This window comes from Enterococcus sp. (genome assembly GCF_022711995.1).
Taxonomy (GTDB): domain Bacteria; phylum Bacillota; class Bacilli; order Lactobacillales; family Enterococcaceae; genus Enterococcus_D.
Genome location: NZ_JALAHI010000048.1, coordinates 41,700 through 56,986 on the forward strand (window position 1 = coordinate 41,700; position 15,287 = coordinate 56,986).

The 15,287-nt window shown below is 39.2% G+C and carries 12 protein-coding genes; 1 reads left to right on the plus strand and 11 read right to left on the minus strand.

From position 1 onward, the window contains the following. Positions 1 to 7 precede the first annotated feature (7 nt). The gene (locus tag Q0A12_RS04715; RefSeq protein ID WP_291291514.1) at positions 8 to 1,384 is read right to left on the minus strand and encodes a 6-phospho-beta-glucosidase; all 1,377 of its coding nucleotides are present in this window, start codon (positions 1,382 to 1,384) and stop codon (positions 8 to 10) included. A gap of 256 nt (positions 1,385 to 1,640) precedes the next feature. Between Q0A12_RS04715 and Q0A12_RS04720 the strand changes: the two genes are divergently transcribed. Beyond that, on the plus strand, positions 1,641 to 2,561 hold the full coding sequence (locus tag Q0A12_RS04720) for a MurR/RpiR family transcriptional regulator (protein ID WP_291291515.1): 921 nt from the start codon (positions 1,641 to 1,643) through the stop codon (positions 2,559 to 2,561). 46 nt (positions 2,562 to 2,607) lie between these two features. Here the strand turns inward: Q0A12_RS04720 and Q0A12_RS04725 are convergent, their stop codons facing one another. From Q0A12_RS04725 to Q0A12_RS04770, 10 genes are all read right to left on the minus strand, one after another. Next, entirely contained in the window at positions 2,608 to 4,527 is a 1,920-nt protein-coding gene (locus Q0A12_RS04725; RefSeq protein WP_291291516.1) for a beta-glucoside-specific PTS transporter subunit IIABC, read from the minus strand. Positions 4,528 to 4,641: 114 nt separating this feature from the next. Continuing rightward, positions 4,642 to 5,484, minus strand: coding sequence for a BglG family transcription antiterminator LicT (gene licT / locus Q0A12_RS04730; protein WP_291291517.1), 843 nt, complete (start codon positions 5,482 to 5,484; stop codon positions 4,642 to 4,644). A gap of 385 nt (positions 5,485 to 5,869) precedes the next feature. After that, a complete protein-coding gene (locus Q0A12_RS04735) occupies positions 5,870 to 7,654 on the minus strand; it encodes an ABC transporter ATP-binding protein (protein ID WP_291291527.1) in 1,785 nt (594 codons plus the stop codon). Continuing rightward, on the minus strand, positions 7,651 to 9,402 hold the full coding sequence (locus Q0A12_RS04740; protein WP_291291518.1) for an ABC transporter transmembrane domain-containing protein: 1,752 nt from the start codon (positions 9,400 to 9,402) through the stop codon (positions 7,651 to 7,653). Before Q0A12_RS04740 ends, Q0A12_RS04735 begins: the two co-directional genes overlap by 4 nt. A gap of 354 nt (positions 9,403 to 9,756) precedes the next feature. Then, positions 9,757 to 9,978, minus strand: a complete 222-nt coding sequence (locus Q0A12_RS04745; protein WP_291291519.1) for a YneF family protein — start codon at positions 9,976 to 9,978, stop codon at positions 9,757 to 9,759. A gap of 108 nt (positions 9,979 to 10,086) precedes the next feature. After that, on the minus strand, positions 10,087 to 10,890 hold the full coding sequence (locus Q0A12_RS04750) for an ABC transporter permease subunit (protein ID WP_291291520.1): 804 nt from the start codon (positions 10,888 to 10,890) through the stop codon (positions 10,087 to 10,089). 1 nt (position 10,891) lies between these two features. Beyond that, positions 10,892 to 11,800: an ABC transporter ATP-binding protein gene (locus tag Q0A12_RS04755; protein ID WP_291291521.1), complete on the minus strand. Its 909-nt coding sequence runs from the start codon at positions 11,798 to 11,800 to the stop codon at positions 10,892 to 10,894. Positions 11,801 to 12,067: 267 nt separating this feature from the next. Then, positions 12,068 to 13,588, minus strand: coding sequence for a helix-turn-helix domain-containing protein (locus Q0A12_RS04760; RefSeq protein ID WP_291291522.1), 1,521 nt, complete (start codon positions 13,586 to 13,588; stop codon positions 12,068 to 12,070). 781 nt (positions 13,589 to 14,369) lie between these two features. Continuing rightward, a complete protein-coding gene (locus tag Q0A12_RS04765; protein WP_291291523.1) occupies positions 14,370 to 14,816 on the minus strand; it encodes an adhesin in 447 nt (148 codons plus the stop codon). A gap of 282 nt (positions 14,817 to 15,098) precedes the next feature. Continuing rightward, positions 15,099 to 15,287: LPXTG cell wall anchor domain-containing protein (locus Q0A12_RS04770; RefSeq protein WP_291291524.1), on the minus strand; the 189-nt coding region annotated here is incomplete at its 5' end.

A 15,287-nucleotide genomic window follows, 5' to 3' on the forward strand; every position in this document is an offset into this window, starting at 1 on the left:
GTTTTGATTAATTAAGTGATTTTGCCAGTTCGTCTTGAACTTCGATTCCTTCTTTTTCCAATCGTTCAATCGTTGCTTTAAAGTTTGGCAGATACGCTTTGTGGGCAATAAACAACTCATCCATTACGCGTTTAGCTGTTTCTCCTGATGGCACCAATGGGTTAATGGTAAAAGCTTGTAATGCGGTATTGTAATCGCCAGTAACCGCTGCTTCGATCGTTAAGAGTTCCATTGCTTTCATCACTTGCAGCCAGCCTTTTTCTGCTGTCGGCAACTCGCCAAATGCAACATTGCGGGCACCTTGACCACCAACGTAAGCTGTGACTTCCACCACGCAGTCTGCCGGCAGATCAGGAACTGCTCCTTCGTTTCTGGTTGAGACCACGATTTGCGTATTTTTGTTTGCATAAATCGATGCGATCGTTTCGCAGGCAGCATCGGAATAATAAGCCCCACCACGTTGTTGCAGTTGTTCAGGTTTATGATCCAATTCTGGATCTTTATAAAGTTCAAACAATTCTGCCTCTGTTTGTTTCACTTGCTGTGCTCTGGTTCCAACAGTTTGATATTCTTCCAGCGCATGTTTCAGCATTTCTTCTTGACGATAATAGTAACGGTGATACCCACAAGGGATCATTTTCATTTGTTCCAATTGCTCACGATAAAACGGTACATCAAAAATATTTTTCGGTAAGCCGTTGTCTTCTTCATACATTTTATCGATAATATCCATGGTTACATCGTTGCCATGGGCATCTGTGACTTTATGCCAATGGAAATGATTCAATCCAGCAAATTTATAGATTAATTCATCCGGCTCTTTACCGATCAATGCAGGTTCGATCATGGTTGCCATCACAGGCACATTACAAAGACCGATCACTTTGTCCCATTTTCCATAACGAACAACCGCTTCTGTGACCATGCCGCTTGGATTCGCAAAGTTGATCAACCAGGCATTCGGACATAGACGTTTCATATCTTCTACGATATCTAGAATGATCGGCACGGTCCGAAATGCTTTGAATATCCCTCCTGGGCCATTGGTTTCTTGACCGATCATGCCATAATAAGCAGGGATCCGTTCATCTTTTATACGAGCATTTAATAATCCGACACGAAATTGAGTAGTCACAAAATCAGCATCTTTCAATGCTTCTTCTCGATCCAGTGTCATATGGATTTTCACATCATAAGGAGAAGCATCCCACATTCGTTGGGCCATGGCACCAACGATTGCTAATTTTTCTTTTCCTGCTTCGATATCCACTAACCAAATTTCTCGAATCGGTAGTTCTTCATAGCGTTTGATAAAGCCTTCCATCAACTCCGGAGTGTAGCTGCTGCCACCACCAATGGTAGCGATTTTGATTCCTTTTGTCATTGTACTGCTCCTTTGCTATTTATTTACAAATTAATTATCTGATACGTGAATAGATAACACAATGGTTCCCAGTTATTTGGAAAAAGCGTTTGCATTTTTTTTGCTTTTTTCAGCCTGATTTGTAAATATCATTTACAGAATTCATTAGCGATACCGATGAATATTGCTTTTACATCGAATAAATGCTATATTTCAGTCAAAACATCGTAAAAATTGTATTTACAATTAGTAACCAAATTTTGTAAAAGGAGAAAGTATGTTATTACAAGAAAAAATGCGGCAAATCAAATTAGCTCCCTCTGAGCGTACACTCGTTGACTACCTCTTAGAACACCCGAGAGCAATGGCGGAGCAAACTATCAAAGAGCTTTCTGATAAAACTTATGTCCATCCATCTACCTTTATTCGCATCTCCAAAAAATTAGGATTCAATGGTTGGGTAGAACTGAAGAATGCGTTTATAGAAGAGCAGACCTATATCAATAGTCACTTTACAAATGTGGATGCCAATTTTCCTTTTACTTCTCACGATGGAATTATGACGATTGCCAAAAAGTTAGCAAATCTGGAACAAACCACCATTGAAGACACTTTGTCACTGATCCATCATGACCAACTGCAAGCAGCAAAGCAATCGCTCTTGAATGCAAAAGTCATCAAGATTTTTGCCAGTAATGCCAATACGCTTATTTCACAAGATTTTGTTTTGAAAATGCGCCGGATCAAAAAAAATATTTTGGTTTGCAACACCGTGGGTGAGAGTGCCTATGAAGCCGCAAATTGTGATTCCTCCACCTGTGCAATCCTAATTTCCTATACTGGAGAAAATCAGATGATTTTACAAACAGCTGAAATCCTCACAAAAAATCACGTACCAATGATTGGCATCACAAGTATCGGTGAAAACAAGTTGTCAGAAATCGCCGATTGCGTCTTGAATATCACAACGAGAGAACGTCTTTACTCAAAAATTGCCAATTTTACCATCAATACGTCGATCTGTTACTTATTAGACTTGCTTTATGCAGTAGTATTCTCCGAGCATTATGAAAAGAATCTCCAGCAACTAATCGAGATCGGCACGAAATTTGATAAGCGTCCTACGACATCCGCCATCATTGCTGAACCCGTTTACGATGAGCATCTGGCCTACAAAGACGCATTATTTCCAAATTGAAAAAGCATCGGAAAATTGGATCAATCGATTTTCCGATGCTTTTTTATTAGACAAGCGCTGTGATCAAATCGTCTGAAAAAGCAACTTCATTTTTATCTGACTCAATGATATCTAAATAATCAGCTGAGTTGGTTACCAAAACAGGTGTTTCAATATTGAATCCTGCTTCCACCAATGCATCCTTATCAAACGTGATCAATTTCTGACCTCGCGTCACTTTATCCCCTTGTTTTACATAGGCTTCAAAATGTTTTCCATTAAGTTGAACAGTGTCTAAACCTATATGGATCAATAATTCTAAGCCATTATCGGAAATCAAACCAATTGCATGTTTCGTTGGGAACAATGTCATTACTGTTCCATCAAAAGGAGCAACCACTTCCCCTTTTGTAGGGTGGATCAAAATTCCTTTGCCTAAAATGCCTTGCGCAAATGCATCATCTTTGGCACTGCTTAATGGTGCGATACTTCCTTCAACAGGAGCAGTGATGACCTCTTTGCGAACAGAGATGGTTGGTTGACCTTCAGCAACTTCTTCCACTTCTGTATTATCTTTCCAGAAGAGCATTGTCAATCCGAAACCAATGGCTGCTGAAATAACAATTGCAATCAGCGAAGTCCACATGCCGCTAGCGTCTCCTTCTGGAGTGATGAAGTTGAAGATACCGAAAATACCAAGTCCGCCCATCGTGTAGCCAGTTACACCATTGACCATCAAGAACAAGCCGCCGACAGCCCCACCGACCATTGAAAAAACAAAAGGCGTCTTTTTAGGAAGCGTGATCCCATAAATAGCTGGTTCAGTCACACCAAAGATACCGGAAATGATTGCTGGCGGGCACAATGCTTTCATTTTCTTGTCTCTTAATTTGAAATACATCGCAACAACAACTGCTGTTTGAGCAAAGCTAGCCCCGAATGATCCTGTCAATACTTGACTGAATCCTTGTTGAGTAACTTGCATGATTGCTAGTGGTACAACAGACCAATGCAAGCCAAAGATAACCAATACTTGCCAGAAGAACCCTAAGATCAACCCATATACGGCTGGTGAGAAGTCCATTAGCGCTTGGAAACCAGCACTCAATAGATCTGTCAACATGCTGATGATTGGACCAATGACCAAAAATCCAACCGGTAAAGCAATTAGCAAAACGAAAAATGGCACCAAGAATGTTTGGACAACACTTGGAATCACTTTTTTAGCAAGTTTTTGAATTTGTGCAGCAAATGCAATGATGAAAATAACTGGTACAACACTACTTGTGTAAGTCGCTCCTACCCACGGAATACCTAAGAAGGTTTGGTAAGCCGATTGCCCAAGCAAGCCATAAGGTGCGGCTGCTCCTTCACCAGCAACTGCAGTAAAGGCTTCTTGTAACGCAGTGCCTTGAATCGTCGGATAGCATAGTGCAGCACCGATAACGATACCGACCATCGGATTCAAACGGAACTTCTTCGCGGAGGTATACCCTAAAATAACCGGCATGAACATAAATATTGCATCACCGATCGCATTCAACATCACATACGTGCCAGAGGCTGCTGTATAGTTGAACCAACCCAGTGTGCCTAAAAATACTAATAATGCATTAAATCCTTTGATCATACCGGCAGCTGCTAATGCCCCTAAGAAAGGCTGGAAACAACCGCTAAGGATGTCGATCAGGCGATTGAAGATGTTCCCGTCGGAACCGCCTTCCTCACTGCCTTCACCGATTCCGGCAACATCCACTACTTCTGCGTAAACATCCGGCACGTGATTCCCAATAACTACTTGGTATTGACCACCACTTTTCATCACCGTTACGACACCATCCATGTTTTTCAAGATGTCATCATTTGCGATTTTCTCGTCTTTCAATTTAAAACGCAGCCGAGTGATACAGTGGGTCAAACTATTGATATTTTCTTTCCCGCCGACATTTGCAACAATTTTTTCTGCTAACTCATGATATTTTCCCATTTTTGTTTCCTCCAATTTTTTAGTTGATTGAAGGTTTAGCCAACTGAATGTCACTATCCAAAAAATGCTTTACTTTTCCCAGTTTTTTCTGGGGAACCTCCTTTCTTTTTTAGTTTAGCGATTCTTTTGCACCAATCGGGCAATATGAATCGTTAAGTACAAACTTTCATCATTTGACATCTCGTAACGATAATTCGTTATCAGAAACGCTTTGATCTTCTGCACACATTGATAGGCATTGTGATATTTCATCTTTACCATCTCAAGCAGCTCATCATCTGTTTCCTCCGCAGGGGTAGAATGACTTTGCATCCGAGATACGAAAAAACGCAGATGAGTCGTAAATCGATAGAAGTAAACAGATTCTTCATCGAAAGTGGTTTTGAAGTAATATTTAACGATATTGATGATATCTTGCATCGTTTTCGTTAATTCATAAAGATTGTTCTGATCGGTATTTTCCGCTTGCGCATTTATTAAATGAAGGGCAATGAAGCCTGCTTCATCTTCAGGTAAATCGATACCATAATGCTCACTGATTTTTTCAATTGTTCTTTTGCCGATTTTGTATTCATCTGGAAAAAAGCGTTTGATATCCCAGAGAAGAACATTTTTGACAACGATGCCCTTTTCGGCACGTTCGATTGCACTATGTAAATGATCAGGTAAAGAGATATAAATTGAATCATTGATCAGCGCGGACAACTCTTCTCTAGCGTATTCAATGACTTGATTTGAAAGTTCAAGATATTCTAATGGCAAATCAGCCAATAGTTCTTGAAATTGGGATGCAATCGTTTGATTTTCCAAACGATAAACTTTGTCGATGGTTTGATCACTGATATCGTCACCGACCTTTTTCTTAAAGGCAATTCCTCTCCCCATCACAATTATTTCATTTTGTTTTTCATCAGTAGTTATCACGACATTATTGTTTAACACTTTACTGATTTTCATGTTTTACCCCCAATGGACCATTGATGTACGAATCTAACTTTATACAAGATAGCCATTCAACGCATTGCCCGACTCCTTTTTGTCCAGAAAAAAAACCTAATGAGAGCAGTCTAAATAGCCTTGCTTTCATCAGGTTTAGCTTGTTTTTCAACAATCACTATCCATACGAATGATTAACTTGTCTTTATAATAACAAACAGAGAAAACGCTGTCAACAGGTTGATGAAAAAAATAAATTTTGTTATCTTATGCATTTTCTTTTGGTCGCTCTCATTTTTTCAAAAAAAGATCTTACATATGAGCAGTCATCCCTGTGTTACTGATGATTGCAGCATTTGATGTAAGATCCTTTTGCTCTTTTTAAACACTTATAAAAAGACTTATTTTAAACTTCACTGGATTGTAATTTATACATATCGGTATAAAGCCCTTGCTGTTTCAATAACGAATCATGATTTCCTCGTTCAACGATTCGTCCTTTATCTAAAACCAAAATCAACTCTGCGTCCCGGATCGTGGATAGGCGATGGGCGATAGCGATCGTCGTTCTTCCTTGACGCATATTCGCTAACCCTTCTTGGATCAGTCCCTCTGTTTCAGTATCGATATTTGCAGTGGCTTCATCTAAGACTAAGATTTTTGGATCAGTCACCATCGTTCTAGCAAATGAAATCAGTTGCCGTTGCCCACTGGAGTAGCTAGCGCCCCGTTCAATTACTTTGGCATGATAGCTGCCATCTAGTTTTTCGATAAACTTATCTGCTTGAACAAATTTTGCCGCTGCTTCAATCTGTTCTTCACTGATTTCTGGATTTAACAAACGAATATTGTCGGAGATATCTCCATAAAACATGAAGGCATCCTGCAAAACTAAGCCAACTTTTTTCCGCAATTCTTCAATCGTAAAATCACGAATATCATGATCGTCAATCAAGATTTGTCCTTCCCCAAATTCGTAAAAGCGCATCAACACATTAATGATCGAGCTTTTTCCGCTACCGGTATGTCCCACCAAGGCGACAGTTTCTCCTGGATAAGCTGTAAAGGAAATGTTTTTCAAGACGTCATTTTCGCCATCATAAGAGAAACTGACATTACGAAATTCAATCTTTCCTTGTTCAATGCTTTGATTCGCATCTGGATTTTGCTGCGGGGTGTATTCTTCATTGTCCATGATTTTAAGGATACGGCTGCCAGCTACCATACCATCGGTAAAAACGCTGAGAAAGTCCATCATCTGTGTCATAGGATTGAAGAAGCCTTGGACATAGGTGGTAAAAGCATAGATCAACCCAACTTCAATAGGCGAATGCAAGGCATCAAACCCAAATAATGTTAAGGACATAGCGATTGCAATCGCATAGAGAAAATTGATGATCGGTGACAATAATAATGAATTGGTTCGGATCATCGCATATCTCGTCTTCAAGTACTCATCATTTGTTGCCTCGAATTCGCGGTTTAATCGTGCTTCTTGTCGAAACTGTTGAATGATCTGCATTCCAGAAATCGATTCATTTAGTTTCGTATTCAATTGACTTAACTTCTCGCGCATTTGGCGATAGATTCTTGAACTAAATTTTTGATAATACCAGATAACGATCATCAAAATTGGTAAGAAAATCAGATTCAACAAAGCAATTTTTACGTTGATCTGAAACATTGCAGCAAAAGAAGAAAGGACAGCAAAAATTCCCGTCAAAACCATCAAAAACACATACCAAAATTCATACAGTGTTTCGGTATCATTGCTGACTCGCGACACAATTGAACCTGCTGGCGTTTGATCAAAGTACCGCATACCTAAGCTATGCAGTTTTTCAAAGAGTTTGGTTCGCACGTATTGATAGGTATGCAAAGACGCCATCGAATATAAAAACCATTGAAAGAACCAAATAACTGCTTTGACGACTACTCCAAAAAAATAAAGCCCGGCAAAAAAGTAAATGATTTGATTCGTTGCAGACTGTTGTGTCAGATAGTTATCCATAAATGTCTGCAAAATCCTCGGTAAGAGAATATTGACGATCGATAAGAGGAATGCAAAAAAGATCGCTGCAAAAAAAGTTTTTTTGAAAGGTTTTGCAAATTGCAACATCCGTTTGATGATCAGTTTTTGTTCTTTTAAGGGAATGGATTTTGACCATTCAGATTCTTGACGTTCCATTATGCTTCACTCCCTTCAATTTTGGCTTCTAGCTGTTGCTTGTCCCACATTTTTTTGTACCAGCCATTTTTGGCTAACAGGGCTTCGTGGGTCCCCCGCTCGATGATTTTTCCTTCATCAATGACGATGATCTCTTCGGCATGTTTGACACTACTCAAACGATGCGCAGAAATGATCGTTGTTTTGTCTTTTCGGTACTCCCGCAATTTGTGCAAAATAGCTTCTTCTGTTTTGGCATCGACTGCTGATAATGCGTCGTCTAAAATCAGCAACTCCGGATCCACGATCAAAGCCCGAGCGATGGACAATCGCTGTTTCTGCCCACCAGATAATGAGACCCCACGTTCACCGACCATTGTTTCGTACCCATCTGGCAACGCCTTGATATCTTCATCGATGGCAGCCAAATCAGCGGCTGTTTCGACTGCTTCTTGCGACGCTTGCGGGACAGCAAAACGGATATTGTCTCGGATCGTCATGGAAAAAAGAAAATGATCTTGGGGAACATAGCCAATAGACCCCAGTAATGCATTTAAAGAATAGGCTTTGATACTATGCCCGCCAAAAAGAATTTCACCCTCATAATGGTCGTATTCCCGCATCAATAACTTCAGAATGGAGGTTTTCCCTGCTCCTGTTTTGCCTACGATTCCTAACGTTTGTCCTTCATGTAGGGTAAACGCTATTTGTTGCAGCGTGATCTCTTCGGCATCATGATAGCGAAAAGTATCTAGTGCTACTTCGATTTTACCTTGCGCCGGCTCTTGGATCGCCTCTTTTTTTTCAACGATATGGGTTCTTTCCCCCAACAATTCAGAGACCCGATCATAACTGGCATTGCCTCGCTCTAATACATTAAACAGACGACCAATGGCAAACATCGGCCACACCAACATTCCAATGTAACTGATAAATGAAACCAATTGACCAATCGATATTTCCCCTGACATAACAAACCGGCCACCAACGATAATCGTTAAGACATATGACACACCAATAATCAATGTAATGAAAGGATCGAAGAGTGCATCTAAAAAATTGACTTTGCGGTTTTTGATGATCGCGTCATCAATTTTGGCTTGAAAATCTTGGATATCTTCTTTCTCTTGTCCGAAGGTTTTGATGACTTTCATTCCAGTAATACTTTCTTGCGCTTTATCATTGATCGCTGAAAAAGCTTCTTGGGAGTCGCGGAATGCATCATGGAGCTTGCTGCCCAGCACTCTCGCCATGACAGCCAGAAAAGGCAAGGGAATCAGCGCAATTAGTGTCAAACGCCAATCAACAAAAAAGATCATCGCTATAATCGTCGCTCCTCCAGAGATGAATGAATCTGCAAAAGTTAAAATCCCTGCCCCTGCTACATTTTGAATCGCATTTAAGTCATTAGTGGCATGGGCCATCAAATCTCCCGTTCGATGCTTCTGATAGAAAAGATGATCCATCTTTGTAAAGTGGTCAAACAATTGGCGACGCATACTTTTCTCCAATCGAGCCGCACTTCCCCAGATATTTGTCCGCCATACAAAACGGAAAATGTACTGTGCCAATGCAGCAGCGATCAAAACCCCAATCCAAAACAGAATCTTTTCTATCGAAATTTCTTTGTTAGCGATCTCATCAATAATGATCCCGATCACTTTAGGTGGTGCTAACTGAACAAGAGCTACCATGACTAAAGCGGCTACCCCAATGTAATAATGCTTTCTTTCTTGCCGAAAAAACCAACCTAACTTTCTAAAAATCGACATAACACCCTCCTATTATTCACTCCTACAGACTTCAAATCATTTGAATCATCTAAATTTTCGGACTATTTATTCAAGAATACTTTTGATGAAGCAATCAAGATGAACCGTTTGAGTGCCCCTTTCCATGGCGTTTTTACTCCATAAAGCCTTCGCTGGCGCGATCAGTCGCAGTGACTCGCAACACCCGGTATTCCTCCTCATCTGCTCTGCCTCGCTAGCGCGGCCAGTCGCAGTGACTCGCAACACCGAGTAGGTATTCCTCCTCATCTGCTCTGTCTCGCTAGCGCGGCCAGTCGCAGTGACTCGCAACAAAAAGCGAGCTGATGGGATCAGCCCGCTTTTGCGATAAAAAACCTATTTTTGGTTTTTCATTTGTTGCATCATTTGACGAATCTTCTTTTCAGAAGGTTTTTGACCCATTGACATCATCATCGAACGCAACATATCCTCATTAACGGGAGGATTTTTCTTCAGATAATCTTGCATATATTTACGCGCCAAAAAGAAACCACCGATAGCGCCTAATAATAACGCGATAACAGCGATCACGATTACAATTCCTACATTAACAGTCATTGGAAATCTCTCCTTTCTCTTGTACTCTCAATGAATCATTTTACTAGAAAAAAATATAAAAGGAAAGAGAGAAAGCAGGATTTCTCCAAAAACTTTCTCTCTTAAAAATCAGCTTAGTGCTACATCTCGCTTATTGAACAACCAATTTGTCAAAAAGTAGATCAACAAGCTATAAAGTAAGATTCCAATCGTCATTTCCCAGTAAGTCAAACCAGGACTAACCATCATATCTTGCATATTTGTATTTTGCAGTAACTCAGGAATGCTATTCTTGATATTCATGAAATTAAAGGGATTCCACTTTAACCAATCGTATTTTTCGATTGCAAACAGCATGATCGAATTGATGATACTACTACCGAACAACATAGAGACCCCTAATCCAACGGCCAGACTTTGCGACCGAATCACGGCTGAAATGAACAAAGTCAATGCGATATAAAATAGGATTAGCAACATATTTGTTGCCGCATAGACTAGTGCTACCGTTATTGCAGGCAGTTGATTAAAATCAGTTGCAGCAAAAGGCGATTCGCCAACCAAAAATAAATTACTAGCAAGAAAACTGCTGATAAATAAAACCAGTGTGCCAAGTAGAGCGAACAACAACGTATTGATCGCTTTCGCGGCTAATATCTGACTTCTTGAAAAAGGACGTATCAAAAGAAATTTGATGGTTCCTCGACTAAATTCTTCTGCTACTGCTGAGGCAGCAATGATGACCACAAATAAATTTAAAAATGATGTCATTTCACTTAAAGACATAAAAAGCTCATTGGCTTTGGTAGTTGGTGCGCCTAAGCGGACAATATAAGTAATCCCAAAGGTGAAAATCACCAAGAGCGCCAGCATGATCCATGTCGACATTTTTTTCGTGACTTTGATCCATTCGTTTTTTACTAGTGTCAACATCTTAAAGCCCTCCTTCTTCAGTCCACGCCAAAAACGTTTCTTCTAACGAGGATTGCTGCACTTTCATTTCTTTTAAACCAATGCCCGCGTTTACTAGAGTAGCAGCGATTTCTGAACGATTATCTGTTTCAAGTGAAATCTGCAATTCATCCGACAGACGAAGAACATCGAGGTGGAAGTTCGCTTTTAAAACATTCAACGCTTCATCATCATTATCCGTCTTAATAATCAGAACATTTTTTCCTGACTTTAAGCTTGCCATCGTCACTTGGTGTGTAACTTTCCCTTTTTGCACAACAATCAAGTGATCAGCTATCTGTTCGATATCGCTTAATTGGTGGCTTGAAACTAAAACAGAAACACCCTGTTCTCTTAGCATGAGAATCATTTCCCGAAACTCTCTCATGCCTTTTGGGTCAAGACCATTCATTGGTTCATCAAGCACTAAAAGTTTCGGACGGTGAATCAACGCTTGCGCCACACCTAAACGCTGACGCATTCCTAATGAATAAGTTTTGACTTTTTGATTGATGTGACCTTCTAAATGAACTTGATGAATCAAGTCATCCATCTCAGTGGCTGTCATTTTTGTTTTCGCCATACGTTGGTACTGCATCAGATTTTCATATCCGGTCAGATAATTGTAAAATTCTGGATTTTCTACAATTGCCCCAACAGAGGCAATCGCTGCTTTAAAAGAGGTTTCAAGCGGATTTCCCATAATGGTGATCGATCCTTTGTTGTGTTTCATTAAACCAACGATCATCCGAATAATTGTTGTCTTCCCCGCACCATTCGGTCCTAATAAACCGACGACTTGCCCTTGCTCTACTGTGAAAGAAGCATTTTCAATGATCTGCTTGTTTCCAATCAGCTTTGATACATTTTGAAGTGATATTACTTCCGTCATTTCATCCCTACTTTCTACCAACTATTTTTTCACTATCATAATAATAGTTCTTATTACCATCTCATTAGTACAAATAAAAGTCAATAAGAAAAAAGCGCCGATTGGCATCCGAGGCTATTCGTTGTGTGAAAACACAAGAATTAACCACCAAATGCACCAATAGCGCTTCTATCATCTGATTTTTATCCTATCGAGAACTTGATTTTTGCGAAATGGCTGCAAAATAATTAACTTGAAATTCCGCACCCTAGAAACTATTCTCATTTCTCAAGAATTGATTGCAGTCGTAAAACTGAGGCGCTCAAATACCCGCTTATGTTTTTCACTTCTGATGGCATAGATGATGTCTTCCAAGCGTTCCCAATCATTTCCTGTAGGCTGTCCATTCCAATAAAAAACCTTGATCTGTTGGTCAACCTCTAGATGAATTGGGTAATCACTGATTAGAATATCTGGCTTCTCCACCATAGGAATATGTTCGATCGCACGATGGGTTGTGTGCAGCAATCGATTTTTGATCCACAGTTCTTGCGTTTTACCAAATTTTGATTGGATGGAAAAAGTTACTGGTTGTTCATATTTGATAAAGACGGTTCTCGCTAACATACAGTATTGAAAAATAAGCCGGTCATTCTTCTTGATAAAATTCAGTAGTTCGGGAATCTCCGTTTTCAATGCCAGCAAAAATCGCTTCATGGTCGGATACATCACTGGAAAGTAACCTTGTAACTCGTTTTCCTTCGTTTGCTTGCCAAAGCCATCGATTTTGTGAACTGTTCCAAATACCAATGAGTAGGCATGAATCATTGCTAGATTAACCAGCAAATAATTCTTTTCTGCATCGGTAAAGGATAGATCAAAATATTCACCTAGTTTTAGGATGATCGTTTCTTCAGCTAAATGTCCCTGGTCTAGCCACTCTCTGGGAATTTTAATAAGATCATCTTCCAAATATGTATTCATGACAGCAAACATAAAATAGAGAAAACTGATTTCTTCCTCAGGAAGACCTTGTACCGAGTAAATATTGGCTTGAAAAAAAGGCACTAGAAAATATTCCGTAAATTCCTTTTTAGAAATCAATGGGTGTTGGAAAGTTTTGATTTCAGCGGGAATCTCTAGGATTGGATGTTGCTGCTTGATTCGTTGAAAGGAAATCGCCAATAAACAGAGAAATTTATCACTATCAATTTTACGCATATAAGGAGCATGGCACTGAAATTGTGTAACGAGCGATTCTTTTCCTCTGACCATTGATAATAATTCTGAATCCATTTCATCAAAAACTTGCCAATACATGACATGATAAAAATAACGGATATAGTATTCTTTTCCTTCAAGAGGATTAGCTTTTTTTAGACTATAGGACAAATGATAATTGGCTAAGACGTTATTTAATTCACTGAGTTTCCGTTGAATCGTTCGCAAGCTACGATAAGTTTCTTGGCTGAGTTGTTCCAATGACTGATACTTCCCCTTAAAGAATGAATCAAGCAATGTAAAGCCAATCGATTTTGTTAATAAGACCGCATGTACTTTACTGATTAGAAATCGTTGGGAAAATTCAATTTTTATGGACTTTGATTCGAAGGGATACGTCAAAGAAAATTCAGAATATTGCTCTTGAAATAATTCTACTTGATGAATAACGGTTAATATCTTACTGGGTTTATAGTTAAATACAGCCATCAATTCTTTGATAGAAAAAATTGTTCGGTTCTCTTCGTAGCAATAGGTAAGAAACTGATTGATTTGTTTTTCCGTTGTATCTAATAATACGCTAAACACTGTATGATCCTCGCTTAAATAAAGTAAACTTCGGAAAAAAGTTCTTCCCAAAAGTTGTTAAATGTTTTGCGATCATACCACTTCAAAAGAGCGATTGTCAATGGGCGATGATTTTCTGCTCTACCGAAGTGTCAGAAGCTGTGATCATTAGGGAATTATCCGAAAGAGATGAACGCTTCTTATTTCCTTTGTGACAAGGAGCAGCCTCATTTCTTTCGAATATTCCACTTAATAGATTTCTCTATAGGTTTCACTATAGATTTCGCTGAGTCATCCAAGGCATAACCTTTGAAGAATCAGAAAACTGGACTGTTCTTTTTGGGGAAGAAATTTCCAATCATTGTGCTTAGAACTCACTATCCTTTTTCGCATGGATAAGACAATGAGCAATGAATTTTTTTATTTGTTGTTTGCGATCTCTTTGGGGAGAAATCATTTTGACTGTCATTTTTATTACTGTTCAACGAATTGATTGTGCTTAATTTTTTTACTTTGTGAATTTCTACCATCGGTTGTCAGTCGGTAGATAGACTACTTTTGAGAACTAGTTTTCTTATCAGATTTTACGAGTTGCAAAATGCTAATATATAAGTGAATAAGCGATAAGATAAGCGGTTTTCAGTGCTGATTCTTCCATTTAATTCTTCATAGCTCTTCTCATGGCACTACTAATTTCATGAAAAACTGGATCTAAAGAATTTTGAAACTGAATCAAGGAAATGAAAAAGCCCTTTTTATCGTTTCACATACGAATGAAAAAACTCTTGGACTCAGCTGTCTTTTAATCTTTTGGCAGATCAACTAAGACCCAACGATTTGGCTGCAAGTTTTCTGTAATAGCTATTTCACCGTCATAGATAATAACTAAATCCACTTTAGTTTTGTTTTTGATTTCATTAAACGTTAAATCTGTCTGGATTCTTAGGAAATTTTCCATGCCTAAGACCCAGTCAATATTTGTTAGAATCCGTTCACCAATGATATTCGCCTCACTGCCAGTGCCATCCCAACCATAAGTTAGTACCGCGCGCGCACTAGTCGCTGACATTGTTTGATTTGGACGAATTGGAATCATGATCAATTGATGCCGCTCATCAAAAATGATCCGTTTTGTTCGAACAGTAAACAATAGATTTCCTGCTTTATGCTCACTTGCCAATCCTTCTAGCTTGAAGAAAATAATCAATAACAAAATGAGCAACGGGATTATTGGTGGGATTTTATTCATCTTCCTCACTTCCTACGATAATTTCAGGTTAACTTGATAGTGAAATTATAGTAAAACTTTTAAGAAATCATGCGCCAAAAAAAAGCGAAATCTGCGAAAAAATGGCATTTTTAAAAAGAAAAAAAGACTGAGCTTTTGGCCGATCCACTTGATTGCTAAAAGAGTGGTGGTGTAGCCCCGCTTTTAGCAATGCGTATCACGGCTTTTTTTGTTCAGTCATTAAAACCTCTTTCATCCTAGACGGATAAAAAGTATTTATCTTATTTCTTTGGCTTTGATTACTTATTTTCGTTTATAGATGACAAAAGAAATCAGTAGCATGCCCCCCAAGATCATCCATTTATCGGAAGTCATTCCTGTTTGGGGCAATTGTTGTTTCTGTCCACCGGTTGACGAACCACTACTCCTACCTAAAGCCGATGGCGAGGATGCGCTCTCACTGCTGGATCTGCTTGATGTCGTACTCTCACT